Origin of the sequence: Acinetobacter sp. ACIN00229 (assembly GCF_016106645.1) — a bacterium.
Taxonomy (GTDB): Bacteria; Pseudomonadota; Gammaproteobacteria; order Pseudomonadales; family Moraxellaceae; genus Acinetobacter; species Acinetobacter oleivorans.
In genome coordinates, this window is sequence record NZ_JADWOM010000020.1 from 14653 (window position 1) to 40449 (window position 25797).

At 37.5% G+C, this 25797-nt stretch carries 21 protein-coding genes and 2 pseudogenes; 9 read left to right on the top strand and 14 right to left on the bottom strand.

The window, feature by feature from the left end; translation table 11 throughout:
* Positions 1-2 precede the first annotated feature (2 nt).
* A complete protein-coding gene (locus tag I7H67_RS16515; protein ID WP_198308349.1) occupies positions 3-770 on the top strand; it encodes an energy transducer TonB in 768 nt (255 codons plus the stop codon).
* 406 nt (positions 771-1176) lie between these two features.
* On the opposite strand, the gene I7H67_RS16520 is transcribed toward I7H67_RS16515, so the two are convergent.
* On the bottom strand, positions 1177-2061 hold the full coding sequence (locus I7H67_RS16520; RefSeq protein WP_192454430.1) for a DMT family transporter: 885 nt from the start codon (positions 2059-2061) through the stop codon (positions 1177-1179).
* Between the two features lie 611 nt (positions 2062-2672).
* Between I7H67_RS16520 and I7H67_RS16525 the strand changes: the two genes are divergently transcribed.
* Both I7H67_RS16525 and I7H67_RS19815 read left to right on the top strand, forming a co-directional pair.
* On the top strand, positions 2673-3191 hold the full coding sequence (locus I7H67_RS16525; protein ID WP_198308350.1) for a TetR/AcrR family transcriptional regulator: 519 nt from the start codon (positions 2673-2675) through the stop codon (positions 3189-3191).
* Between the two features lie 172 nt (positions 3192-3363).
* The gene (locus I7H67_RS19815) at positions 3364-4992 is read left to right on the top strand and encodes a phosphodiester glycosidase family protein (RefSeq protein ID WP_198308351.1); all 1629 of its coding nucleotides are present in this window, start codon (positions 3364-3366) and stop codon (positions 4990-4992) included.
* A gap of 232 nt (positions 4993-5224) precedes the next feature.
* Here I7H67_RS19815 and I7H67_RS16535 read toward each other — a convergent pair whose 3' ends face one another.
* Complete coding sequence (locus I7H67_RS16535; protein ID WP_198308352.1) at positions 5225-6214, bottom strand: zinc-dependent alcohol dehydrogenase family protein; 990 nt, start codon at positions 6212-6214, stop codon at positions 5225-5227.
* A gap of 113 nt (positions 6215-6327) precedes the next feature.
* Here I7H67_RS16535 and I7H67_RS16540 point away from each other — a divergent pair, with 113 nt between their 5' ends.
* A complete protein-coding gene (locus I7H67_RS16540; protein WP_198308353.1) occupies positions 6328-7224 on the top strand; it encodes a LysR family transcriptional regulator in 897 nt (298 codons plus the stop codon).
* Positions 7225-7393: 169 nt separating this feature from the next.
* Here I7H67_RS16540 and I7H67_RS16545 read toward each other — a convergent pair whose 3' ends face one another.
* The 9 genes from I7H67_RS16545 to urtA all read right to left on the bottom strand — a co-directional run bounded on the left by I7H67_RS16545 (position 7394) and on the right by urtA (position 16240).
* Positions 7394-7690 (bottom strand): FmdB family zinc ribbon protein, encoded by a 297-nt coding sequence (locus tag I7H67_RS16545; RefSeq protein ID WP_198308354.1) that lies wholly within the window; start codon positions 7688-7690, stop codon positions 7394-7396.
* A 32-nt stretch (positions 7691-7722) separates the two neighbouring features.
* Positions 7723-8901: a formamidase gene (gene fmdA, locus I7H67_RS16550; protein ID WP_192454425.1), complete on the bottom strand. Its 1179-nt coding sequence runs from the start codon at positions 8899-8901 to the stop codon at positions 7723-7725.
* A 61-nt stretch (positions 8902-8962) separates the two neighbouring features.
* Positions 8963-10057 (bottom strand): AAA family ATPase, encoded by a 1095-nt coding sequence (locus I7H67_RS16555; RefSeq protein WP_198308355.1) that lies wholly within the window; start codon positions 10055-10057, stop codon positions 8963-8965.
* A gap of 26 nt (positions 10058-10083) precedes the next feature.
* Positions 10084-11127, bottom strand: coding sequence for an aliphatic amidase (locus I7H67_RS16560; RefSeq protein WP_198308356.1), 1044 nt, complete (start codon positions 11125-11127; stop codon positions 10084-10086).
* Positions 11128-11353: 226 nt separating this feature from the next.
* On the bottom strand, positions 11354-12052 hold the full coding sequence (gene urtE / locus I7H67_RS16565; RefSeq protein ID WP_192454422.1) for an urea ABC transporter ATP-binding subunit UrtE: 699 nt from the start codon (positions 12050-12052) through the stop codon (positions 11354-11356).
* An 11-nt stretch (positions 12053-12063) separates the two neighbouring features.
* Entirely contained in the window at positions 12064-12822 is a 759-nt protein-coding gene (urtD, locus tag I7H67_RS16570) for an urea ABC transporter ATP-binding protein UrtD (protein WP_192454421.1), read from the bottom strand.
* Positions 12819-13982, bottom strand: coding sequence for an urea ABC transporter permease subunit UrtC (urtC, locus tag I7H67_RS16575; RefSeq protein ID WP_198308357.1), 1164 nt, complete (start codon positions 13980-13982; stop codon positions 12819-12821). The genes urtD and urtC overlap by 4 nt, the downstream gene beginning before the upstream one ends.
* 19 nt (positions 13983-14001) lie before the next feature.
* Positions 14002-14922, bottom strand: coding sequence for an urea ABC transporter permease subunit UrtB (gene urtB, locus I7H67_RS16580; RefSeq protein WP_198308358.1), 921 nt, complete (start codon positions 14920-14922; stop codon positions 14002-14004).
* 79 nt (positions 14923-15001) lie between these two features.
* Entirely contained in the window at positions 15002-16240 is a 1239-nt protein-coding gene (gene urtA, locus I7H67_RS16585; RefSeq protein WP_192454418.1) for an urea ABC transporter substrate-binding protein, read from the bottom strand.
* Positions 16241-16464: 224 nt separating this feature from the next.
* Between urtA and I7H67_RS16590 the strand changes: the two genes are divergently transcribed.
* Positions 16465-19917, top strand: a complete 3453-nt coding sequence (locus I7H67_RS16590) for an ATP-binding protein (RefSeq protein ID WP_198308359.1) — start codon at positions 16465-16467, stop codon at positions 19915-19917.
* A gap of 492 nt (positions 19918-20409) precedes the next feature.
* Here I7H67_RS16590 and I7H67_RS16595 read toward each other — a convergent pair whose 3' ends face one another.
* Positions 20410-20889: a MarR family winged helix-turn-helix transcriptional regulator gene (locus I7H67_RS16595; RefSeq protein ID WP_198308360.1), complete on the bottom strand. Its 480-nt coding sequence runs from the start codon at positions 20887-20889 to the stop codon at positions 20410-20412.
* Between the two features lie 129 nt (positions 20890-21018).
* Here I7H67_RS16595 and I7H67_RS16600 point away from each other — a divergent pair, with 129 nt between their 5' ends.
* From I7H67_RS16600 to I7H67_RS16610, 3 genes and pseudogenes are all read left to right on the top strand, one after another.
* Complete coding sequence (locus I7H67_RS16600) at positions 21019-21966, top strand: PDR/VanB family oxidoreductase (protein WP_198308361.1); 948 nt, start codon at positions 21019-21021, stop codon at positions 21964-21966.
* A gap of 26 nt (positions 21967-21992) precedes the next feature.
* A complete protein-coding gene (locus I7H67_RS16605; protein ID WP_198308362.1) occupies positions 21993-23072 on the top strand; it encodes an aromatic ring-hydroxylating dioxygenase subunit alpha in 1080 nt (359 codons plus the stop codon).
* A 262-nt stretch (positions 23073-23334) separates the two neighbouring features.
* A pseudogene (locus I7H67_RS16610) lies at positions 23335-23511 on the top strand (HEPN domain-containing protein); the annotation flags it as partial.
* 261 nt (positions 23512-23772) lie between these two features.
* On the opposite strand, the gene I7H67_RS16615 reads toward I7H67_RS16610, so the two are convergent.
* Together I7H67_RS16615 and I7H67_RS16620 are read right to left on the bottom strand one after the other, a co-directional pair.
* Complete coding sequence (locus I7H67_RS16615; RefSeq protein WP_198308363.1) at positions 23773-24099, bottom strand: hypothetical protein; 327 nt, start codon at positions 24097-24099, stop codon at positions 23773-23775.
* Between the two features lie 8 nt (positions 24100-24107).
* Positions 24108-24398: pseudogene (locus I7H67_RS16620) on the bottom strand (phage/plasmid replication protein, II/X family); the annotation flags it as partial.
* A gap of 227 nt (positions 24399-24625) precedes the next feature.
* Here I7H67_RS16620 and I7H67_RS16625 point away from each other — a divergent pair.
* Positions 24626-25714: an LLM class flavin-dependent oxidoreductase gene (locus tag I7H67_RS16625; protein WP_198308364.1), complete on the top strand. Its 1089-nt coding sequence runs from the start codon at positions 24626-24628 to the stop codon at positions 25712-25714.
* The last annotated feature ends 83 nt before the right edge of the window (positions 25715-25797 follow it).

Sequence of the window (25797 nt, forward strand, 5' to 3'; positions counted from 1 at the left end):
TCATGAGTATCGCAGTATTTAGAATAAGGTTTCGTGATCACGGTTTAGCTTTGTTGGTCACGGCTGTGTTGCATATTGGCGTAATTGGATGGCTATGCTCGGTTGAAATGCAAGAAATTCTTGTAGAGCCTAAGCCCAAAACAATTCAGTTGCAATTTATTCAAATACCGCCGCCAATTAAAGAACGACCAGAACCCAAAGTCCCTACGCCGATCGTTGAAAAAAAAGTTCCAGACAAGCCTATTCAGAAAAAACAAGTTGAGCAGCCCAGCCAACTTCAGCATAAAATCACTCAGAAAGTTGCGAACTCACGTAGTGAAAAAGCCGTACCAGTAGCGGCCAAACAAGCGCAGCAGTTCACGATGGAAAAGAAAAAAAGTACCATTGTAGAAACTGAGAAAATGGCGGACACTCAACCTAAGCAAGAATTGATAACTCAAATGAGTACAGCAAAGCCAACAGAGCCGGAAGTACAACCTAGCCAACAAGAGTCATTTGATGTTAAAAATTATCAACCTGCCTCAAAAAAAGCACCTGCATATCCTGACCAAGCTTTGGATCGTAAGCTCGAAGGAGATTGTACTGTGGTGTATGTTGTGAATGAAAAAGGGAAAGTTGAAAACCCTAAAGCACAAGGGGATTGTCACCCCATGTTTGTTCGCCCTTCGATTCAAGCTGCACTAAATTTTAAATATCAACCTAGATTGGTAGATGGCAAACCTACCAGCGTGCCCAATGTTAAAAATACATTTCAATATCGTATTAAATGAATTTTTAAACAATTCATATGTGATTATCTATGAAGTGTTTACTTCTATCAGAAGGGTGACTCATATGATAATTAAAAAATTAAACATAATTTTTCAAAGAAAAAAATATATATGATTAAGGCCCTACAATTACACTGTTGATATTTATGCATAGCAGTATTGTTAAGATGATAGAAAATAACAGTAAGCTTGTAGCAGAAATAGAAAATCAATTTATCTATTACCAACCAAATCTAAAACGATGAAAGATTGAATGTAGTTGATGAGTTGTACAATAGTGTGAATAAAACCATCAGACGCAGATGATGCTTGTATTCAAATATAGCATCATTAAAAAAGAACCCCGCACAGAGTGTCAGGGCGTTAAATTAGGGAGCCTTAGGACTCTTTATCTCTCGTCTTCTTCTTATTTAGGGTGAGAAATAACCTTACCATTTGAAACTAAATATAAACTTAATAAAATGAAGGAAATGGCTGGTATTAACATGGGAGTTAATTTCTCATTAAGAAATAGGTAACCCAGCAGTAGACCAAATAATGGTACTAAGTAATTTGTTATTGATGTAAAAACAGTCCCTACTTTATCAATCAAGTAATACATAAGAATTAATGCGCCTGCTGTTGATATAGTTGCTAACCCTAAGATAGAAAACCATTCGAATTTTGAGGCAGAAATACTTGACGGTAAAAAAAATAAAATTAATGGTAATAAAAAAAAGGATGATAATGTGAGAATAGATAATCCAATTAATGCAGGCGGTATATCAGATAAAATTTTTGTTTTATAAACAGAAAAAGCATAAAAAATAGCAGATAAAAAGCATAAAATATGACCTATTAATCCAGAACCTAGATTTACTAAAAAGTCATTAAAAAATAGAGATACGACTCCTATAAGTCCTATGAAAAGTCCTAAATAACCAGATTTAGAAAAAGTAAAATTTTTTCTAAATTTAACTTCGAAGATTGTAACAAAGATAGGAATTAATGCCATATAGATAGCCGAAACGCCACTAGGTATAAATTTTCCTGCCCAAGAAATCAAAGAAAAAGGAATAATTATTGAGGTAAAACTCAATAATACTAATAGCTTAAGCTTAGGTTTTACGATATAAATAAAATTCTTATATTTATAGATACCAAATAAGAGTAAAAATGGTAAAGCTAAACTTACTCTAAGGAATACAATTGTAAAAGGATTTAAAAAGGTAACAGCAATCTTAATAAATAAGAATGCTGTTCCTTGCATAAGTCCAAGTAAGCCCAATAATATAATATATTTTTTATTCAATTACTTAGTCTCTAAATGCAAAGATTTCATGAACATTAGAATTGGAATAGGTGTGTTGTTACGAAGTAGCGATGACTATCACTATTTGTATTGTGGATAGATTGGTGTATATACTTTGTTACATTCAATGGGTGATTTTATTAGTCATATTTTCCATCTGAATTATTTCTATGTAGACGGTTCTGTATAGAGAATACTTCCACTTTATTAAGATTTTGTTAAAATTATTTTGATGTTTATCACAGTTTTATCAATTATAGTGAGTTATAATAAATTTTATAAAGAGGAGATGAACAAATTCCATCTCTATATTGGGGCTAGTGTCACATATGTACACTTGAATCAGTTGAATGAAAACTCAAATTTTGGACAGAACTTAATTAGGGGAGGATATGACACCAAATCGGTTCATAGTAGCTTCACTTTCTTATGCGAAACTAAGTAATGAAGCTAGCACTGGAGATAACCTAATTTATTTAAGTACAAAATTTGATATTGGCCCTTTTATTCGTTATGTAGAGCTAGAGTATCGCTTTCATTTTTTTAGGAGAAATTGGTTTATCTAAACAACTCTTTTTATTTTTTAATTTGTTGAACTGAGGGGATAGAATATGGGAAAGGGTCAGAAATACAATGAAATACTGACTACAAGTTATGATTTATTTAGAAAGTATAGTTTCAATACTGTTGGTGTGGATAGAATCATTCAAGAGTCAAAGGTTGCAAAACAAACTTTTTATTCTAATTTTAATACTAAGCAAGCCTTAATCCAAGCTTGTATTGAGCTTGAATATCAAAAAATTTTTCAAGATCTAGAGTACATTTTGGAGCAGGGAGAATCCATTGAAAATTTCGAAAAAATAAAAGCTATTATTGGCTTCTTTTTGAATTTAACAACAACTGAAAGCTTTAATGGATTACTGGTTGATAAAGTTATAATTGAGTTACCGCTTTATAAAAAAGAATTTTCTTCATACTTTGAGAAGTTTAATAAAAAAATTTTAGATATTTTATATTCTTCTATTCAGGATGTTTCCTTTGAGCAGAAAAAGAAATTAACTATTATTTATTTTTATATAATTAAAGGAATTATAAATCCTAGTTCTTCAATAGGCATAGCACAAATCTAAGTATTCCTCAAAATCACACTAATTTTATATCATTTCTATAGGAAATTTACAGACTATTCTTGGATGCATGATTATATAAAATAATAAGTTAAAAATTCATCTTGAATAAGGCTCTAATTTAATGATGCTGAAATAAATAATTATTAATTTATTTATTTTGGGAATATTAACTGTGAATAAAAGCATTCTTTTCAGTATATTTATAATTACACTATTTTTAAATGGTTGTAATAATGATGAAAAATCTGAATCTAATTTATCTACAACACGTGATTGGCAATTACCAGAAACACAATTGCCTATAGGTGAAAAAAATTTATATGAGAATCGCCAAAAAATAGATTTGGTCCAAGGCGTTGAACAATACCGTATTATTCGGGGTTATGCCTCTTTACAAGATGGTTTTGAAGCTGAAATAGGTTTTGCTAAAGATGAACAAGAATTTTTAAAATTTGAAGCCGCTATTCAAAAATTAGGTTATTCAGCTAAGAAAGTGATACCACCTAATAATTCACAAGCTGGAAAAAATATGGGTTATTGGGTACGTGTAGACTCAAGATTTTCTTCAGCAAACCAAGCTGATGATATTGTTAATTTATTCAAGAAAGAAGGATTTTTACAGGCAAAAACACGCTATACGGCCGAGGATGGTTTAAATACATCAGGTCCTTGGGTTATAAACATACTTGCTGTTCGACCTAGTTTTACCGGTCAACTTAAAAGTGCCTTAGCAACTGATATTATTCCAGGTAAAGAAACCACCACATCCTTATCCAAACGTTTAGGGGCTTTTGCAGCAATCAATGCTGGTTTTTTTGTTGTTAATGAAACAATGGGAACACCAGGTGACTTAGCTGGTTTAGCAGTTGTGAAAGGTAAAATTGTTAGTGAAGGTGTTGAAGGCCGTCCAGCAATGTTTTTTGAGACAAAAAAGGGCAACCGTGCATCACATTTGGAAACAAATATTTCTACATTATTAACCATTACCACCGCTCAAGGACAGAGTCGTCGTATTGATGGTCTAAACCGTACCCCTGGCAAGAACTTTAACTGCGGTAACCCCTTTGATATTGAAACATCATTTGCTCTTCATGATGTTGTTTGTACAGATCCAAATGAAATGATTATTTTTACTGAGGATTTTGGTACTAAAACAGATTCGGGTGCTGGTGTTGAAGTTTTACTTAATGAAAAAGGTATTGTTCAACAAATTAATCAAACACGTGGTATGAACCTAGCTCAAGGGAATATAACACTACAGGCAACTGGGGCAAGTGTAGATTGGGTATTAAAAAATATTCAGATAGGGCAAGTTTTAAAATTTGATTCTCGTTTAATTAATCAAGATACTCAAAAAGATATTCCTATTACTGAAACTACATATGCAGTAAATGGTGGCCCAACACTACTCATAAATGGTACTTTCCCTGAAGGTAAGCAAATCATACGTGAAGGGTGGGGCTATGAGAGTCTTATCGGAGTTCCATCTCACTATAACAATGCAAACCGTTCCTACTTCATTAATGACTGGTATTTAAGAAGAAATCCACACGCTATTGTTGGAAAAACACAAGATGGTACATTGCTATTTGTCACGGTTGATGGGCGTGCTCCACGCTATAGTGCAGGGCTTTCTGTACCAGAGACTGCGCAATTAATGAAATACCTTGGTGCAGTGGACGCAATGAAGTTAGATGGTGGTGGGTCAACAATGATGACAATTAATGGTATCCCTCAAAATCTGCCTTCTGATAAAACTGGCGAACGTGAAGATGGTGATGCAATACTGTTGTTTAAATAGTCATTTGTAAAAAACTATCATATTTCCCCTATGTTTTTGAAAATTTTACTGCTAGGTATAGTGTTATTGCAGGAGAATATAGAAGCTCATTATAAAACCGCCTCTACTCTATAGAGGCGGTTTTATAATGAGCTTTTTTCTATGATTGGGGAGTTAACCGAATTTCTCTATAGTATTGATAAAAACTTAAGCTATGATTTTAGTATATCGGATGTTTAGCTCGTCTGATTATTTAGAGTGTTACCACAATTTTCCCAAATTGTTCATTCGATTCAAGAAACTTGTGGGCTTCTATTATTTCATTGAATTGGAAAACTTTTGCAATGATGGGAATTAGAGCACCAGATATCAGACCATTAAGAATAAATTTCTTTGCTTTGTCCAATCTTATGGGATCATTTGTTATTTCATGCATCAGATACCCTCTTAAAGTCAGAGATTTCATCAAAACATTTCCAACAGGGAATGGGGAGGCTTTGGAACTTAAACCACCATACTCTATCAAGATACCACCATATGACATTGCCGCAGTTATTGGTTCTATATTAGGTCCTGCTACTGGATCAAAAACAACTCGTATACTATCTTTTCCAGCAATACTGACTAGTTGATTTAAAAGATTACCCTCTTCTAAGTTAATGACATGAGTTGCTCCTGCATTGAGTAATGCATGTCGTTTCTCCGCGGTTCTTGTCACTGCGATAGAAGTAGCTCCGATATGGTTGGCAATTTGAATTGCTGCTAGTCCTACGCTGCTTGAGGCTGCGGTGATAATAACGAAATCACCTTTCTCAAGATTAGCAATATCAATGAGTGCACCGTAAGCAGTGATGTATTGCATCCAAACAGCAGCAGCCATTTCCCAATTTAGCAAGGGAGGATGTTTGACAATCAGTCGGGCAGGGAAGACAGCAAGCTCACCATAAGTAGGCCAGTGAATCATAGAGGTGGAGGGTATTACGCTGACGACATCTCCGATTTTAATATCTCGAACATTTTCACCAATAGCTTCCACAATGCCTGCAGCCTCAAGACCTAAGCCAGAAGGCAACTCTGCTTGTTCGATATATTGCCCTTTACGAAGGAGTGTTTCGGCTCGATTGACACCAATAGCCTTGACATGGAGCCGGACTTCTTCTGGTTCTGGCAATCGAACTTCATGTTCTTCAATACGAAGTACCTCTGGGCCACCCAATTCATGAAAGCGAACGACTTGTGCCATCTCATCACCCTTTATTTTGATTAAAAACTTTTACAATGTATTGATCTTATTTTCAGAAGCATTTGTGATAAATATCTAATATTGCATATCAGTAATAACCAATGGTTTCTAATATGGATCGTCTAACAAGTATGGCTGTTTTCGTGAAAGTGGTGGACGTGGGGTCGTTTGCAGCTGCGGCAAACATATTTGAGATGTCTGGTCCTATGGTTGGTAAACATATTCGTGCTTTAGAAAAACACCTTGGCGCTCAATTGCTAAATAGAACTACGAGACGTCAGAATTTAACAGAATTTGGGCAAGCTTATTACGAGCAGTGTCTCGTTGTGCTTACCGCTGCAGAAGCTGGCGAAGCACTTGCAGCTAATCAATTTGGTGAGCCGATGGGACGCTTACGTATTTCTATGCCCGTACACTTTGGTAGGCATTGCGTTGCCCCCATTCTTTTGAAATTGGCGAATCGTTATCCAAAACTTGAGTTAGATTTATCTTTTAGTGACCGTTTTATTGATCTTGGTGATGATGAAGTAGATCTTGCAATTCGAACTGGTTCTTTAGGGAACTGGGGTGGAATCGTAGCACGTCACGTTGCTAATCAAAGAATGATTATCTGTGCTTCACCAGACTATCTTATGCAAAAGGGCATACCTAATTCTATAGCAGATATTGCCAACCATTGGGCCGTTGTCTATCGGCGTATGGGACGTGTACGACCTTGGATATTCCCTCGCAAAGATCAGGCTCCAGTAGAGATAATGCCTTTGCATCGACTCAGATTTGATGACCTTGATAGTATTGCTGAGGCAGCCATCTCTGGAGCTGGATTAGCTTGGTTACCTAGTTGGTTAGTACAGGCACGTCTTCAATCGGGTGCACTTGTTCACCTATTTCCCGATGAACTAGAATACCCATATGAAGTTTCTTTACTATGGCTTCAAAGGCCATATATGCCATTAAAACTACGGGTAGCCATTGATATTCTGATGCTAGAACTTCCTAACTATATGTAGAGGTTCTTTTTTCATCCAGATAGTAAAGTCGAACAACCATTGTTTAAATAATATTAGATTTTTTAATTAGATAAATTATAAAAAATTTTAAAAACCGCCTGCTCGTGCAGACGGTTTTTATTTATATTTAGAAAAATAATTAGCGGTGAACTTAGTAATTACTATTTCATTAGACATCGCATAAAGAACAATTCACGCCGCGGCAATTATGTAAAACTGAACTGCGTGCGCTATTTTTATTAGTTCCAGGTCCTTCGACTAAGGGACCTGCAAGTTGCTCGGCGCCTGAGCTGGGGCGCCATTTGGTTTTCATATTAATTTGTTGATGACCCGTAATCATTGGTTTTGCAGAGGTCTGTTGATGGCAATAATCGCATTCAATAGTGTCTGTTGAAATACGAGCAATGGGTACGCGCTGCTCAAAAATTCCCTCACAATGTTCACAGCGAAAATCATATAACGGCATTTTTGTACTCCTTTATCCTTAAATCTTAGGAATTAACGCTTTCTCCCCCAAAATTTATCATCGTTGAGTGCACCTTTTGGCAATATATCCTGCTCAAAAATAGCGGTTGGTAATGACACAGTACATGCACAATTTGGGATATCCACAATACCACCGATGCGACCTTCAACAGGAGCCGCTGTCAATAACATATAAGCCTGTGAACCAGTAAAACCAAAGTTTTCCAAGTATTTAATCGCCTTTAAACATGCTTGGCGATATGCCACAGTGGCATCAAGGTAATAGTTCACATCATTTTCAACGCTAATACCTTCGAAAGTTAACCATTGATCATAGTTTGGTTTAACATTACTTGGAACAAAGATTGGCGAGTCAATATTATATTTAGCCATACCACCTTTAATGAGGTCGAAGCCAACACGAGTAACCCCATCCATCTCAATCGCACCGCAGAAACCGATTTCACCATCTCCTTGAGAGAAATGGAGGTCACCCATTGAGAAACCCGCACCCTTTTGATAAACAGGGAAGTAGATACGACTACCTGCTGCAAGGTCCTTAATATCTGTATTACCGCCATGCTCTCGCGGTGGCACAGTACGTGCCGCTTCAGCTGCCATACGGTCAAACTCAGTCCCGCTTACACCACGAAGTACAGCAGTACGTGGATCAGGTGGGTTAGCTTGTCCCTTAGGTACAAGCAATGCTTCACGGCGATTCCATTCTTTAAGTAAGTCATGGGATGGTAGCGTACCCATCAAACCTGGGTGCTTTAAGCCCGCGATACGTACACCTGGAATATGACGAGAGGTTGCAAATAAACCTTTTAAGTCCCAAATGGCTTTGTCGGCTTCAGGGAAGTAATCAGCAAGAAAACCACCGCCATTTTCTTTAGCAAACACTCCAGAGAACCCGACATCTGAAATTGGCTGAATATCAAGCAGATCAATCACTAGCAAGTCGCCTGGTTCAGCGCCTTCAACATAAAATGGGCCAGTAAGAGGATGGGCACGGGTTAAATCGACATTTTTAACATCCGAAATATCATCAGTATCCTTAATTTGGGCATCCAAAAAATCTAAACTTTCAATTAATATTTCTTCCCCTGGCTTCACAGATGTTAAAAATGGTAGGTCTGGATGCCAGCGATTGTGTCCAATCTCAGATTGTTCTGCTAAAGGAACGCCAGGCTTAATTTTGATATGTTGCATGTTTTATCCCCTATGTGAGGTCAAATAAAGCTAGTTTCTAATCGCAAGATCCAAAATCTCATTAATGAGATTTTGGATCTTCGATCTTAGTTTCAGACAGCATGGAACGGATATTTAGACTTTGATTGTTGTAATCAATAATGATGTAACTGGTTTCAGGATTTTGAATCAAAAACTTTGCGAGTTTTGGCTCGACGAGTATACGGAAACGATGACCTAAGCCGCGTGCGCCAAAACGAACATCATGGCCAGTCGATAAAAAAGTATTAGCAGATGCAGTCAACTCAACTGTACGGCTTTGCTTACGCAAACGTTGATTGAGTTTGTCGACTTCTAAATTAACCAATGTGCTCGCAAAATATGCCTCTACAGCTTGGTAATGTAAGATACGTTCAATTCGGTTTAAAAACTCAGGATCAAACTTTTTATGTAAGGCTTTGTTGATAATTTCACTGTCATCGAGTTTACTCAAGCGTGCCAGTTTTTGAATAGCTTTAGGTAGTTTTGATAGCTGTTGTAGGCGTGTCTGTGCATCTTTAGCACCGACATTACTGGTCATAAAAATCATACAGTTTTTAAAGTCTAAAACCTTGGTGCCCGCAGTGAGTTTTAAGATGCCTGTTTCTAAAACATTTAAAAGTCCGCGAATCACTTCAGTACTCGCTTTTTCAATTTCATCAAACAGCACAATGCCTGGTTTCGAAAAACTACCTTGAATTTGTGCTTCGTCAAATAAGGTGTTGCCTTCTTTGGAACCCACGTAACCTGGGGGGGCGCCAGTTAAAGCCGCGGCATAGTGTTCTTGTGCCAAAGTATTCATATCAATTCGACAAAATGCATCAGGTTTGCCATGAATGGCTTCTGCAATCAAGCGGACAGTTTCTGTTTTACCAACTCCAGTTGGTCCTAGCATTAAGGTGACTGAGAGTGGACGATTAGGTGAGTTGAAGTCAGCTTTGATCGTCACCAACATATTTTCGATTTCTTCCAATGCTTCAGCTTGGCCAATAATTCTGTCACGGACATGTTGCATGACCAAATCAGGATTAAAACTAAAACGAGAAGTACGAGCAATACGTTCTTTGCTTTGCATATCATAGCGTTGCTTAGCTAAGGTTTCCTGATTGGCACTGATGCGATCGCTGGCAAATGTCATGTCGAGTACCTCCTGCGCTAAACTAACTAAGATGCTTCTTTTTCTAAACCATCATGCGGTAAATTGCTGATCGGGCATTCCGCCACACCAATGGTTGATCGAGTGATTTTTTCCACATTTTCTTGTGCTTTCTGAGCGTCGAGTACCCATGTCTTGTAAAAATCGAAAGGACAATCCGCGATCCCTTTATCACCATCGCCATTGTTATAAACCCCGGTATAGCCACGGTGTAGCAGTTTAAATAAATGGTTTTGAGATTGGTCATATTTACGGGCATCACGAATTTCATGCAATGATAGTTGTGCGTACTGAATCCCATTCTCTTCAGTGCCGCACTCACCTAAGGTGCGACCGTCGAAGCCGACAACTGCTGAGTGACCAAAATAAGTGTAGACTCCATCAAAACCTGTACAATTCGCAACAGCGACATACACGTTGTTAGCCCAAGCCATACATTTCGCCATATTGATTTGCTGTTCGGCAGCAGGGTACATATAACCTTGACAACGTACGACTAGCTCTGCACCTTTCATGGCACAGTCACGCCAAATTTCAGGATAGTTGCCATCATCGCAGATGATCAATGACATCTTCATACCCTTAGGACCTTCAGTTACATAGGTAGTATCACCTGGACACCAACCTTCAATTGGGCACCAAGGAATAATTTTGCGGTATTTTTGAACAATCTCGCCTTTGTTATTGATTAAAATTAAAGTGTTATACGGTACTTTGTGTGGGTGTTCTTCGTGCTGCTCTCCTGTAATAGAGAACACGCCCCAAACATTGGCTTCAATGCAGGCTTGAGAGAAAATCGCAGTTTCATCGCCAGGAATGGTGGCCGCTGTTGTCATCATTTCCTCGTGGTCATACATAATGCCCATGGTGCTATATTCAGGGAAAATAATCAGATCCATACCGGGAATACCCTGTTTAATCCCTTTCAACATTTCAGCAATTTTTTTTGCATTGTTAAGAACTTCAGCTTTGTTGTGTAAACGAGGAATTTTGTAATTTACAACCGCAACACCCACTGTATCTGGACTGCTTGAGATATCGCCATGACGCATTTGCTTTCTCCAAGTTTTTTAGTACAAATCAATCTATGTAAAGAGTGTCGCGTGAAATGCAGTTTTAAAAAATACGTTGAATTGCGTATATCGATACATTTTTTAATGATTTTTACCGTTGAATAATCCAAATAAAACTAAAGGTTGTTATCTATAAAAAATAAAAGTTTTTATGATTAAAAATCCCCCGACGAATCGAAGGGAGATATAGAAAAAGTTTATTAAATTAAACTGATAAATATTTACTAATGGTAACTTCATCGATATTTGATCGGACATCTTCGTAAGCGAAACGGCCTTTATCAATCACCATGAAACGGTCTGCCATTGCCATAGTGAAACTCAGGACTTGTTCAGAAACTACAATGGTTAAATCTCGTTTGTCACGAATTTCTTTTAATGTTTTCGCAATATCTTTAATGATGGATGGTTGAATCCCTTCAGTTGGTTCATCCAATAACAATACTTTAGGATTAGTCGCAAGTGCACGTGCAATTGCTAACTGTTGTTGTTGTCCACCAGATAGATTACCGCCTTTGCGCTTGCGCATGTCCCAAAGTACAGGAAACAGCTCGTATAAGTCATCAGGAACTTTGCCATGGGCAGAATTTGGAAGGCCTGTTTGAATATTTTCAAGTACCGACATGGTTGAAAAAATCATTCGTCCTTGTGGTACATAGGCCATGCCATTTTCTACACGTTGGTAAGGATCAAGCTTCTCTAGATTTTTACCATTGAGCTTAATTTCACCTTTAGTATTTTTAATATCTCCAATCAGCGTTTTAAAGAGCGTTGTTTTACCCATGCCGTTACGGCCCATGATAGCCACAATTTCTTTGGGTTGAATTTTCATATTAATGTCATGAATAACTTGACTTTGTTTATAGCCTGAACACAAAGAATTGATTTCGAATAATTCACTCATATGAGGTCCCCTTAGTGTCCGAGATAAACTTCAATGACTTTAGGATCATTTTGAACGTCGTCCATTTTGCCTGCCGCCAAAATTTTACCTTGGTGCAGTACGGTGACTTTATCCGCAATGGTTTTTACGAATTCCATATCATGCTCAATAACAAGCACTGACCGCCCTTGACTAATTTTTTTAAGTAATTGTGCCGTTTGCTCACGTTCAGAGACACTCATACCTGCAACAGGTTCATCAAGCATTAAAAGCTCGGGATCTTGCATTAGTAGCATGCCAATTTCCAGCCACTGCTTTTGACCATGTGATAATAAGCCGGCAGATGTGTCTAATAATTCAGTCAGGAAAATCATTGATGCTACTTCGCTAATGCGATCACTAACATCTTTGGTACGTTTAAAGAATAACGCACCAAAAACATTGCGTCCTCTTGGAAATGACATTTCTAAGTTGTCATATACCGACAGATTTTCGTAAATATTTGGGTTTTGGAATTTACGTCCAACTCCCTTACGTACTATGTCGAATTCTTTGAGTTTGGTCAGCTCAATATCATTGAATTTAATCGTGCCCGAAGTGGCTTTGGTTTTACCACAAATGAGGTCTAAAACCGTAGTTTTACCAGCGCCATTTGGACCAATCACTACATGCACTTCATTTTTATCTAAATAGAAGTTGAGATCACTGACTGCTTTAAAGCCGTCAAATGAAACCGTTAAATCTTCAATAACGAGGACAGGTTTACTCATTTCTACGCCAATTTTATTCATTTAACACCTCCTTTCATGACAGGTTCTTTGTTTTCGTCAGAATCGATGGTAGGTGGGGGAGTTGTTCCATTTACTGTTTTGTTTTTGATGAATAAAGGGCGTACATATTTTTGATAAACACCAGCTAAACCATCTGGAAGGAACATCACCACAAAGATGAACAGACCGCCTAGTAGAAACAACCACAGCTCAGGGAAAGCCTCAGAGAAATAAGTTTTACCAAGGTTAACTAAGACTGCACCGTAGACTGCACCGATAAGAGATAAACGACCACCCACGGCGGCAAGAATTACCATTTCGATCGAAGGTACAATGCCGATAATGGTTGGTGACATGAAACCGACTTGTAGAGTGAACATCGCACCGCCAATTGACGAGACGACTGCGGCAAAACAGAAGATAAAGACTTTATACATGGCTACATCATACCCAGAGAAACGCACGCGTTCTTCTTTGTCACGCATTGCAGACAGTAGACGACCAAGTTTAGAACTCAGTACAAATCTGCTAATCATAATCACCGCAAGCAGTAATAATGCGTTGATGTAATAAAGAACATATTTGGCTTCATCGGTACGGATATCCCAGCCATGTAAGGTTTTTAGATCAGTAATACCGTTAATACCACCAGTAAAACCTTGCTGACCAATAATAAGAATGGTCAAGATTGCCACAATTGCTTGCATGATGATGGAGAAGTACACATCGCCTACACGACGTGTGAACATGGCAAAACCGATAATGAAGGCAAGCAAAATTGGAATAATAATGATGGCGAAGAGGGTGAAGCTAAAGCTATGAAATGGTTCCCAAAGCATCGGTAAGCTAGTGACTTGATTCCAGTCCATAAAGTCTGGAATACCCGGTGTTGTTTGCGCGGCTGTACTTTGCATGTCCGAAGCTTCAAGCTTTAAGAACATCGCCATACAGTAACCACCAATGCCAAAGAAAATACCTTGACCTAAACTTAAGATGCCTCCATGCCCCCAACAGAGCACTAATCCCACTGCTACAAATGCAAAAGTTAGATATTTGCCCATCAGATTTAAGCGGAATACATCAAGGAACATCGGCATTAAGAGTAGGATGATTATCGCTAGAATCATCAGCCCAATAGCACCTTCTTTACCCCCTAACAAGACATTCATTAGATTTTTCATATTAATCTCTCCTGAATATCTATTTACGAACTTTAATTGAAAACAAACCTTGAGGGCGTAGCATCAAGATGACGATTACGGTCGCCAAAGTAATCACTTTTGCGATAGAACCTGACAAAAAGAATTCTAGTAATGATTGAGCTTGGGCAATACTGAATGCAGATGCAATGGTACCTAGTAAGCTAGCTGCACCACCGAACACAACCACAAGAAAGGTATCGACAATGTAAAGAGAACCTGCTGTTGGGCCTGTGGAGCCGATGGTGGTAAAGGCTGCCCCAGCAATCCCGGCTAAACCACAACCTAGTGCAAAGGTCAAGCTGTCGACCCGTTTGGTATTGATCCCGACGGCACCGCTCATAAAACGGTTTTGATTCGTGGCACGAAGTTGTAAGCCCCAACGTGAACGATAAATCAGAAAGTAAACAAAGGCCGTAACAGTTAAAGTCACTCCGACCAAAAATAGACCATTAATAGGAATATCAATGGATTCTGTTGGTTGATAAGACCCCATTAACCAATCTGGAAGGGTGGGGCTGACCTCTTTAGGGCCGAATACCGAACGGAACAACTGTTGCATAATGAGGCTTAAGCCCCAAGTGGCTAATAATGTATCAAGTGGTCTCTGATATAGTCGACTGATCATTAGCCGCTCGACCATATAGCCAATAATCCCTGAGGTGAGAAATGCTGCTACAATCGCGATGATGAAATAGTAAGGTAGTAATTGAGGGAAGTAGTTTTCAGTCAGAGTTGAAATAAAAAATGTGGTATAAGCCCCAATGGTTAGGAACTCACCATGCGCCATGTTAATAACGCCCATCTGTCCAAAAATAATTGCAAGACCTAAGGCCATCAGTAACAGCACACAGAAAACTGATAAACCATTAAAGCCTTGCATGGCAAATATTGCACCGAATTCCGCAAATGAAATATCCATCGCATCATCCTCCAAGCTTTAAAATTGTGTGGTATAAAAGTTCAGGAGAATGACTTCTCCTGATCCTGTGGCAGTTAAATTAGTATCCTTTAGGGAATGGATTTGGCTTGATCAAGCCTTTTGATTCGTATACTACTTTGAATTGACCATTTGGAAGCACTTGAGCAATACGTGACTTGCTCCATAAGTGATGGTTTGGATCGATTTTCACGTAACCTTCAGGTGCTGTTTTAAGCTCTATACCTGGTGAAGCATTAGCTACTTTAGTGACGTCAAAGCTACCCGCTTTTTCTACAGCAGCTTTCCATAACCATGGCCCTAAATAAGCAGCTTGGGTTACATCACCCACCACAGCTTTAGGACCGTATTTTGCTTTAAATGCTTTTACAAATGCCACGTTATTTGGGTTGTTTAAGCTTTGGAAATATTTCATTGAAGAGTAGAAGCCCTTCATATTTTCACCACCAATCCCCAGTAATTCATCTTCAGTTACAGAAAGGGTTAGTAAGGTTTGTTTGTCGCTAGTTACACCAGCAGCTTTCATTTGTTTATAGAAGGATACGTTTGAACCACCAACGACAGCAGCGAAGATTGCGTCCGGTTTTTTTAGCTTGGTTTTGTTAATCAAAGAACCAAATTGAGTATGGCCTAGAGGATAGTATTCTTCTCCGACCACTTTGCCTTTCAATACTTTTTCAATGTGTGTGCGAGCAATTTTCATGGTGGTGCGTGGCCAGATATAATCAGACCCAATTAAGTAGAAAGTCTTCGCTTTCTTTTCTTTTGCTAACCAGTTCAAAGCTTCAAGAACTTGTTGCGTTGCTTCTTGACCAGTATAGATTACATTCTTCGATTGCTCTAAACCTTCATAAAATGTTGGATAGTAAAGCAGGGCATTATTACGCTCAATGATAGGTAGTACTGCTTTACGAGAGGCAGATGTCCAACAACCGAAGATTGCAGCAACTTTATCTTTTTCAGTAAGTTTCCGTGCTTTCTCAGCAAAAGTAGGCCAGTCAGAAGCGCCATCCTCCTGAATAATCTTGATTTGGCGCCCCAGTACACCTCCTTGCTTATTGATCTGTTCAATCGCCAAGCGTTCTGCTTGAATCGAGCCTGTTTCAGAAATTGCCATTGTGCCTGTAGCTGAGTGAAGCTGGCCCACGTATACAAATTTGTCGTCCACTTTAAGCTTTGTGGTATTCACTTTTGCTGTTGCTGGAACATTGGCATTAGTCATTATAGGTGCAAGTAAAAAAGGTATTGTAAGTAAACCTGCCAGTAATCCAGCGGTATTTACTTTTGTTTTGAAAGTCATGATATTTTCCCCTGATCTGAAGCTGTTTGAATTTATGCACTTGCTAATATTTGTGCACTTGGTATGGACTAAGACTAAGAGGAATTAAAAAATGAACATATACGTCACATTACGTATATAGCTGTGTAGTCCGTTATAGGTTAATTTTTAGTTAGACCTAAGTTGGGTAGGTATAGTTTTTGCTTTAACTTTAAAGAGTAACTATTTATAAATATTTGATCATCATGGATCCATCAGCCAAGCCCCGCTCAGCACCGCAACGTGTGATCCCGACTCGCCGTAAATACAATACATGGGTCGTTGATGAAAGTATTGAAGATTACGCATTACGTTATGCTCCAAAGTCTGTTCGCAAATGGTCGCTGTGGACAGTAACCAATACGGCTATTGCTGCGGTCAGTTTTTTAGCAATGGAAGCCTTGGGTGCAACCATGTTATGGCAATATGGGTTTAATAATGCCTTTTGGGCATTATTGGTGGTTGCGATAATCATTTTTCTAACTAGCTGGCCGATTGGATATTATGCCGCACGCTATAATGTTGATATTGACCTACTCACCCGTGGTGCTGGTTTTGGGTATATAGGTTCTTCAATCACTTCGGTAATTTATGCCAGTTTCACCTTTATTTTCTTCGCCTTTGAAGCTGCAATTATGGCATTGGCATTGGAACTAGGTTTGGGTATTCCGCTTAGTATGGGATATCTGATCTCGGCTGTAATTATTTTACCGCTAGTAGTGAAGGGCATTGGCTTTATCAATAAAGTGCAAGCGATTACTCAACCCTTATGGTTATTTCTTCTTCTCTTGCCGTGGTGTTTTGTTCTTTTAAAACATCCCAGCTTACTAAAAGAACTTGTACTGATTGAGGGTGCAAAAAGTGGCAGTTCTTCATTTAGCCTGGCATTTTTTGGTGCGTCTTGTACGGTGCTCTTTGCTTTAATTACCCAAATTGGAGAACAAGCTGATTATCTACGGTTTTTACCGGATAAAAAAAATATTCAATATAAATGGAATTTGGCGGTATTTTTAGGAGGCCCCGCATGGATTTTGGTAGGTTTTTTTAAAATATTCATGGGTATGATGCTGATGGTATTAGCATTGAAATTTTTGGTGCCCAGCAGTCAACTCACAGATCCTAATTATTTGTATTGGATCGCTTTTCAACATGTTGTTTCACATCCAGGAATCGCTTTATTCTTGACAGTTCTATTGGTCTGTGTAGCACAAATTAAAATTAACGTCACAAATGCCTATGCTGGCTCATTGGCGTGGTCTAACTTTTTTGCTCGTTTAACACACAGTCACCCAGGACGCGTAGTATGGCTAGTGTTTAATATTTTTATTGCCTTACTCCTGATGGAACTGGGTGTGATTCATGCTTTAGAACGAGTTTTAGGACTTTACAGTAATGTGGCTTTGGCATGGATCGGTGCAATTGTGGCAGATTTGGTAATCTGTAAACCGCTAGGTCTAAGTCCCAAAGGTATTGAGTTTAGACGTGCTTATTTATATGACATTAATCCTGTTGGTGTCGGCAGTTTATTTATAGCTTCGAGTCTTTCACTGCTATGTTATTGGGGAATGTTTGGTGAGATTGCCAAATCTTTAGCAGGTTTCATTGCGCTTGGTTCATCGATGCTATGTGTACCTATTATTGCATATTTAACCCAAGGTAAATATTATCTCGCACGTTTGGAAGAACAACCCTTATCCTGTGTAGAAACACATACCTGTGTAGTATGTGAACACGATTATGAAGCTGCGGATATGGCAAGTTGCCCCGCATATAATAGTCAAATTTGTTCTCTGTGTTGTACTTTAGAGGCACGATGTCATGATCTGTGTAAACCACATGCACGGTGGTCATATCAACTTCGTGTATTTGCAGTGTGGTTCTTACCAAAAAAATGGATTCAATATATTAATACACGTTTGAGTCTATATATATTATTACTCTTTGTGCTTGGTGTGGTATTAGCTGTAAGTCTCAGTTTAGTGTATTTACAAGAGCTTTCGAATACAGGTTATTCTTTCCAGCAACACGATGCATTATTGACTTTATTTATCAAAATTTATGCGGTGTTGTTTTTATTACTATGCGTTGCTGCATGGTGGTTAGTTCTGAATGATGAAAGTCGCCGTCAGGCACAGCTTGAAAGTAATACGCAAACTAAATTGCTCATGGATGAGATTGAAGCCCATAAAATAACTGATCGTCAATTACAAGATGCAAGAACTCAAGCGGAAAAAGCCAATGAAGCTAAAAGTCGCTATGTGGTGGGAATTAGTCATGAACTACGTACGCCACTAAATAGTATTTTAGGTTATAGTCAACTTCTTCAAAAACAAGAACGCTTATCTGAAAAAGGTGAAGCTGCGCTCGGAGTAATTAGCCGTAGCGGGCAGCATCTTACCTCTTTGATTGATGGTTTATTGGATCTTGCCCGAATTGAAACAGGAAAGATTTCTCTGGAAATGTCGAATATTAATTTTCCCAAATTTTTAAATCAAATCGTGAATATGTTTGAACCGCAATTTTTGCAGCGTCAACTCAAGTTTAAAGTAGAAATTAGCGAAAAAATTCCTGAATACGTTCGTATTGATAAAAAAAGACTTGAACAAATTCTAATTAATATCATTGGAAATGCTTTGAAATTTACTATTTCGGGCCAAGTTGAATTTAAAGTTGATTATCGTTTTCAGACTGCTTATTTTGAGATTCATGATACAGGTTGTGGAATTGCTGAATCAGATCTTGAACGAATCTTTCAACCCTTTGAACGTGGAAATAACGTGGTTCAAGGCAGCTTTGCAGGTACAGGTTTAGGCTTGCCTATCGTTAAAATGTTGGTAGATATATTGGGAGGGGAGTTGAAGTTAAGTAGTCAGCTTCAACAAGGTTCAATTTTTAAAGTTAAACTATTTTTGCCATCTAAGTCCCTGATTCACCCAATTGCTGATGTCGCATCGAATACTGTGGTTGGTTATACCGGGCAGCGTCAGAAAATTTTAGTGGTTGATAATGAGGTGACTGATCGTGGTTTAGTCTTAAACTTTTTACAGCCTTTAGGCTTTGTTTTGGAGGAAGCAGAATCAGGATTACAATGTTTAAGACAAGTTCCTGTGTTTAATCCTGATTTGATTTTGATGGATTTGAGTATGCCAGTGCTCGGAGGCTGGGAAACGGCTAAGTTATTACGTAAAAATAAGATTACCAATGTACCGATTATTATTATTTCAGCAGATGCCAATGAGCGTATGCAAAATCCTGAAACAGATGTATTAAATGAAGATTTTTTAGTAAAACCAGTCGATCTCAATTTATTGCTAAACAAAATTGGAGATAAACTTGGAGTAAAATGGATTCACCAACATCAAGCTGAAGAACAACCAGAAATCTATATTCCAATGCAAAACAATATCGGTGAAATAATAGATCCCTTTCAAATAGCTCCTTCTTTTGTCACCCATCTCAATCTGCAAGATGCACTAGCACAATTAGAACAACATTTAAGTATTGGTTATATTCGTGGAGCTAAACAACAATTGATGCAATGTAAGCAACAGTTTAATCAATATCAAGACATTTGGCAGCAGATAGAACAAGATCTACAGCGGTTTGATTTCAAAAGATCAATTCAACGTCTGCATGATTATGCTAATGTATTGAAATAGGGTGGGGTATAAGGACGATATCATTTGAATTCATTAAGCCTGTTTTCTCTGATTCGCTAGTGTTTGTCAAAAGGATTTTTGCGAACTTCTTTAATCATTAAGTAAGTTATAAAGGATGCGAAAATACATAGAGCACCTGCTATAAAGAAAAATATATCATCATGATAAAACCCAAAAATTAAACCGATTGCACTTAGCTTTAAGAAGAAAAGTAAAAAAGCATAGTAAACATATATCATTACTATTGTTTCCCATTAAATTATTTACAAATGTATAGATAATAAAATGGTATATCGTTATTGTTCAGGAATAATTAAAATGGCTAGAATTAAATTATTTTATATGTCATATAAGATTTGTTTTGGCGACATAACTGTTTGATTTCAATATTTATGCTTGCTTGGATTAATTGATAACTTACTTTCCTGATGGTTTAGACAAGGAAAGTAATTTTAAGAAGATAAATAAATTTTTTATTATTTTTTCTATATTTTATTTTGTCAGATACTTTCGGCTAGATGCTTCATTCATTGCAGCTATATTTTGATTTAATTTATTTAGAATAAGTATGAATTGTTCTATTTCATCTTTTGTTAAGGGTTTAAGCATTTCTTGTTCACGATCAAGTGCAATATCAATGACTTGATTATGTAAGTTTATTCCTTTTTCCGAAAGCTCAACAAAAGTGGCTCGACGATCATTTTCATCAGTACTCAAGCATAAGTAGCCTTCTTTTTCTAATCGATTAATCGAACGACTAACAGTGGCTTTATCAAGCCCAATCACTTCAGATACTCGTTTAGCAACAATTGGATGTTCTACAGCCAATAGAGACACGATACGCCATTCCGTCACACTGATGTCAAACAATTCAGAATAAATCTGGGTTGAACCTGTCGAAATTTTATTGACAAGAAAAGTGACTAGAGCAGGTGTATAGCGAGCTAAATCTAAATTTTTTTGAATTTCCATACTAGGAACACATTGAATTTTTAATGATTTTAACAAGAAAAAAGAAATTATGAAAAATTAGTTGCGATCGCAACTAATTTGAGCTTATGATAATTTTAACAACAAGATGCTCTAAGCAAGGATTGCTAAATGATGAATTGTCGAATTGAAGCTATCGTGGATGAGGCTTTAGGAATTAAGAGTTTTCTATTAAAACCAACTGATAGTATTAAATTGCCCGCATATACAGCAGGCGCACACATTGATGTTCATGTTAATTCAGACATTATTCGTCAATATTCATTGATCAAACTGCCTGAGTTAAAAAACCAATATTTGATTGGCATTCTTAAAGATCAAAATTCGCGTGGTGGCTCTGAAAAGATTCATACAGAATTTATGGTAGGCAAAGAAATCAAAATTTCTGAACCTAGAAATCTATTCGCTTTGGAAGAGCAAGCGGAACACTACATTTTATTCGCAGGCGGAATTGGTATAACTCCAATTTTATCAATGGCCTTAGAACTTCATCAGCAACAAAAATCCTTTGAATTACATTACTGTGTGCGAACTTTAGAACATGCAGCATTTAAGAGCCAACTACTTGATTCTCCAATTTCAAAATATTGCTGTATCCATATGGATGATCAACCATTAACCAAGATGGACTTAACTACAATATTAGGCAAAAGTAATAAACAACAGCATATATATGTTTGTGGGCCCTCGGGCTTCATCGATTATATTCATCGCACTGCTTTGGAAAATAATTGGTCAGAACTGCAATTTCACAAAGAAAATTTTAGCAATACTGTTGATCATTCAAATGCCCAGTCATTTGAATTAGTTTTGGCAGAATCAAATAAAATTTTCTTAATTCCTGCAGATAAATCTGTTTTGGAAATTCTCTTAGAAAATAATCTCGATGTGGATTGTTCATGTGAACAAGGAATTTGTGGTTCATGTGTGTTGGAAGTGATTGAAGGTGAAGTTGAACATCATGATCAATTCCTAACAACTGCAGAAAAAGAGTCAAACAAATTATTTACCCCATGTTGTTCACGCGCTAAATCAAAACAACTTGTTATTCGTCTATAACGAAAATGGATGTTCAGGAGATACTCATGGATCAGGTTTTCAAAAAAACAGATATGGTTGAAAATAATAAGTCACTAAATCTTTTTCCTAAAAATCAATGGTATGTATGTGCATTGAGTAAGGAAATTTCAACTGAGAAGCCACTAGCAAGAACAGTTTTAAATACCAACTTAGTACTTTTTAGACATCATAATGGGCAAGTCGTTGCTTTAGAAGATCGATGCTGCCATAGAGCTTTAGCTTTATCATGTGGTGTGATCGAGGAAGGTGGTATTCGCTGTGGTTATCATGGTTTACTTTATAATGAAACTGGAAAATGTATTGAGGTTCCAGGACAAGAAAAAATTCCATCGAAAGCAAAAGTTAAGGCCTATCCGATCCAAGAAAAAAATCAAATTATCTGGTTTTGGTATGGTAGTGAAGAGCATCCTGTGCCTAATTGTGAACCACCTGAATATTCAATTCATGATGATGTTCGCTATGTATTTGATGGGGATGTTTATCACTACGATGCACCATATCAACTGATTCATGACAATTTAATGGATTTAAGCCATTTAGGTTATGTTCATTTAAAAACAATTGGTGGAAATGCCACTGTCCATATGAATGCGCAAATGAAAGTTGAACAAGAAGGTAATACCGTAACTGTTATTCGCCATATGCCTGGTTCAGAGCCACCTCCGACCTATAAAATGGCATATCCGTTCAAAGATAAAGTAGACCGTTGGCAAGAAATTGTGTTTAAGGTTTCTCATATTACCATTTGGACTGGTGCTGTAGATGCTGACACCTATAAGCTTGATAATCCTCAGCGTCAAGGATTCCATATGCGAGGTTTCCACGGGATCACTCCTGAAACGGAAACTACAAGCCACTATTTCTGGACAATGGCAACCAATCCTACTAATCCTGAAAAAGCAGAAGAACTTAAAGCGGTAGTTATTCAACAGACTAAAGATACCTTTGATGAGGACCGTATGGTTATTACTGATCAATATCAAAATATGTTAAGGATTCCAAACTCTAATATGGTGGATATCCATGTAGATGTTGCTGCTAATCGAGCTCGCCGAATTATTAAAGAGCTTTTACAAGTATCCTAAATTTTCATTTTAGCTAGGGAATAAGAGCAGTTCGATTAAATCACTCAAACTGCCATGGTTCGTGGTGATTTTATGTGTATTTCTGATAATTGTAGACGGCTTTGATGTCATGGTTACGGCATTTACCCTAGCTGTCAGTTTACAACCTAATTAAGATAAATATGCTTTGTTAAATAAGCGTTTGGAGGAAAGTAACTCAACTTGAAGCTGTTCATATTTTGTGGAATTAATTCAATACATTATGAAGCTTTTTTAAGTGCTGATAAATGATGATCTGGCAAAGGCCAGTGTCTATAACAAACTACAGCAAAAGCAAATTACAGCTTTAGCTGATATTAGAAATAATGCTGCTCATGGAAATTATGATCAGTTTACTAGAGAAGATGTGGAAAGAATGATAAGCGATATAGAAAGGTTCTTGTTAAATTACGCTTCATAAGAGTAGATCGATAGGGTTATGTAGATTTAAAAAAACTTAGAGAGTCGCATAAGCTTGTTGAGATGCAAATTTGGCAGCGTTATTTATTATCTTAAATCTAGTAAGCAGATACAGTTGAGCAAGCAAAGAATTCACCGTAGTTAAGAATAAACGGCGTAGCAGCAACGTAGAGTAGCCAGAGCTTTATATATGGTAGGTTTCCAAATCTTCTATTTAACATAATATACATTATACGAAGTATTGTATAATTAACACTTTGTTCTATATAGCTTTTTTAGCGTTAAAATCTAGCGACACCAATACAGCCTTTGGTGTTTTACCTGTGAAATCCCAATCAAAGATCATTGCAGCTTCCGCAGGCAATTTCTGATGAATGTAATCATTAAAGAACTGAGCACCTTTAATCTTGTAGTCAGTCGATTTAAGACCGATTGCACCTTGTTCTTTTTCTTTAGCTGAATATTCTTGAAGTACAGTTACAACCGTATTTGAAAACGTAATTTCTTTACCAGATGACTGGTCTTTAAAATCACCAGCAGATTTACGGATGCCTGTAACTGTCATAATTGGATGTTGTGAATTGTTCATTTGCTCACCTAAGCGATTTTGTAGTTGAACTGCGAAACTGGCTCTTCATACCAGTTAGGCAATTGTTGGTTGAAGTCGATTTCTACGAGCTTTACGAATGGAATGATGTTTGATGCCTTCTCATCATGAAGGTTCTGCAAATATGCCTTTGAAAAGCCACATTCACACAATTGGGAAATTAGGTTGTAAAACTGAGACTTACCGTAATTATTTTTAATTTCGTCAAATCCTTTTTCACGGATAAGACAAAACATTGCGAATAAATTACGTACTTTAGTGTGGGAAACCTTGCCAGATTTTAATCCAAAATTCACCTATTTTATTCTGAAAATATTTTCTCTTATAAATTAAAAATAAACACAATTCTTTTTTTATGATATGTTGCTTCTCAAACACAATGTTTATTTTTTGATTAAATCCAAACACTCTAAAAAATTATAATCCATTTCTATATTTGATTTATATAGGTATAAAGCTTGGCATTTATTTTGCTCATCTATTTAAAATCCACAAAATAGGTTTAATAATGAGCATCGAATTTGTAGGTATGGTTTTCCCTAACCAATGGTCTGAAACCAAAGGAACGCGAATTGGCCATAAAATTGACCTCGAATATCTACGTTACCACGCACGGGCGCATGAATATGCGGATTTTGATAAAGTCTTAATTGCTAGCGGACCAACCAGTCCAGACAGCGCACAAATCGCGGCATACCTTGCCCAACATACAGAACGTCTTGGATTTATGATTGCCCATCGTCCTGCACTTCTCACTCCAAATCTTGCTGCACGTTCTTTTGCTACGCTTGACCATACTACAGGTGGTGGAAGAATCCGTTTACATGCAATTACCGGAATTACAGCGGAGCCTCAAGAAGGCGATTATATTGTTGATAAAGTTCAGCGCTATGAACGGACGGGTGAATATCTAGATATCATCCAGAAACTCTGGAAAAGTGATCAACCGATTAGCTATGAAGGTAAATACTTTAAGTTAGATAATGCTTTTTGCCCGTTAAAGCCTGTCAACGGTACAATCCCGATTTCATTCGGTGGTTCATCAGACATCGCTTATGATATTGCAATTCGCCATGCAGATCTCTATTCACTATGGGGTGAACCACTGGCTGGAGTAAAAGAGCAAATTACTAAATTGAAGCTCGCAGCAGAAAAAGCCAATAAACCGCAGCCTCCTGTTAGTTTATCTGTACGTCTTATTATTGGTGCAACCGAAGAACTTGCTTGGCAACGAGCAGAACAGATTCTTGCAGATATTCAAAATAATCCAACTTTTCAAAATAATGGCACATTATCGGGACATAAAATCAAAGGCATCGGTTCACAGCGCTTATTAGCAGCAGCCCAGCAAGGTGATCGACATGATCGTGCCTTATGGATGCCAACCGCAACTGCTGTAGGGGCTTATGGCGATACGACTGCCCTAGTTGGTACACCAGACACCATTATTGCCTCATTACTCGATTATGTAGATTTAGGCGTTACCACCTTTTTAAATCGGGGCTACGATCCGATCTATGATACGGTCGATTATGGTCGTTATATTATCCCCGCTGTACGTGAAGAGGCAGCCAAAAAATTAAAACAAATCGCTTAAACATTTAAAGCAAAAAGCCGCTCATTCAATATCTTTGAAGAGCGGCTTTTTTTAAATAAAGATTTTCTTCAGTGAGAAAATCT

What these genes read in the sequence shown, in the direction of transcription:
- I7H67_RS16515 (WP_198308349.1), top strand. Translation starts at nt 3, where the DNA reads ATGAGTATCGCAGTATTTAGAATAAGGTTTCGTGATCACGGTTTAGCT.
- I7H67_RS16525 (WP_198308350.1), top strand. Translation starts at nt 2,673, where the DNA reads ATGGGAAAGGGTCAGAAATACAATGAAATACTGACTACAAGTTATGAT.
- I7H67_RS16535 (WP_198308352.1), bottom strand. Translation starts at nt 6,214, where the DNA reads ATGGCACAAGTCGTTCGCTTTCATGAATTGGGTGGCCCAGAGGTACTT.
- I7H67_RS16540 (WP_198308353.1), top strand. Translation starts at nt 6,328, where the DNA reads ATGGATCGTCTAACAAGTATGGCTGTTTTCGTGAAAGTGGTGGACGTG.
- I7H67_RS16545 (WP_198308354.1), bottom strand. Translation starts at nt 7,690, where the DNA reads ATGCCGTTATATGATTTTCGCTGTGAACATTGTGAGGGAATTTTTGAG.
- fmdA (WP_192454425.1), bottom strand. Translation starts at nt 8,901, where the DNA reads ATGCAACATATCAAAATTAAGCCTGGCGTTCCTTTAGCAGAACAATCT.
- I7H67_RS16555 (WP_198308355.1), bottom strand. Translation starts at nt 10,057, where the DNA reads ATGACATTTGCCAGCGATCGCATCAGTGCCAATCAGGAAACCTTAGCT.
- I7H67_RS16560 (WP_198308356.1), bottom strand. Translation starts at nt 11,127, where the DNA reads ATGCGTCATGGCGATATCTCAAGCAGTCCAGATACAGTGGGTGTTGCG.
- urtE (WP_192454422.1), bottom strand. Translation starts at nt 12,052, where the DNA reads ATGAGTGAATTATTCGAAATCAATTCTTTGTGTTCAGGCTATAAACAA.
- urtD (WP_192454421.1), bottom strand. Translation starts at nt 12,822, where the DNA reads ATGAATAAAATTGGCGTAGAAATGAGTAAACCTGTCCTCGTTATTGAA.
- urtC (WP_198308357.1), bottom strand. Translation starts at nt 13,982, where the DNA reads ATGAAAAATCTAATGAATGTCTTGTTAGGGGGTAAAGAAGGTGCTATT.
- urtB (WP_198308358.1), bottom strand. Translation starts at nt 14,922, where the DNA reads ATGGATATTTCATTTGCGGAATTCGGTGCAATATTTGCCATGCAAGGC.
- urtA (WP_192454418.1), bottom strand. Translation starts at nt 16,240, where the DNA reads ATGACTTTCAAAACAAAAGTAAATACCGCTGGATTACTGGCAGGTTTA.
- I7H67_RS16590 (WP_198308359.1), top strand. Translation starts at nt 16,465, where the DNA reads ATGGATCCATCAGCCAAGCCCCGCTCAGCACCGCAACGTGTGATCCCG.
- I7H67_RS16595 (WP_198308360.1), bottom strand. Translation starts at nt 20,889, where the DNA reads ATGGAAATTCAAAAAAATTTAGATTTAGCTCGCTATACACCTGCTCTA.
- I7H67_RS16600 (WP_198308361.1), top strand. Translation starts at nt 21,019, where the DNA reads ATGATGAATTGTCGAATTGAAGCTATCGTGGATGAGGCTTTAGGAATT.
- I7H67_RS16605 (WP_198308362.1), top strand. Translation starts at nt 21,993, where the DNA reads ATGGATCAGGTTTTCAAAAAAACAGATATGGTTGAAAATAATAAGTCA.
- I7H67_RS16615 (WP_198308363.1), bottom strand. Translation starts at nt 24,099, where the DNA reads ATGAACAATTCACAACATCCAATTATGACAGTTACAGGCATCCGTAAA.
- I7H67_RS16625 (WP_198308364.1), top strand. Translation starts at nt 24,626, where the DNA reads ATGAGCATCGAATTTGTAGGTATGGTTTTCCCTAACCAATGGTCTGAA.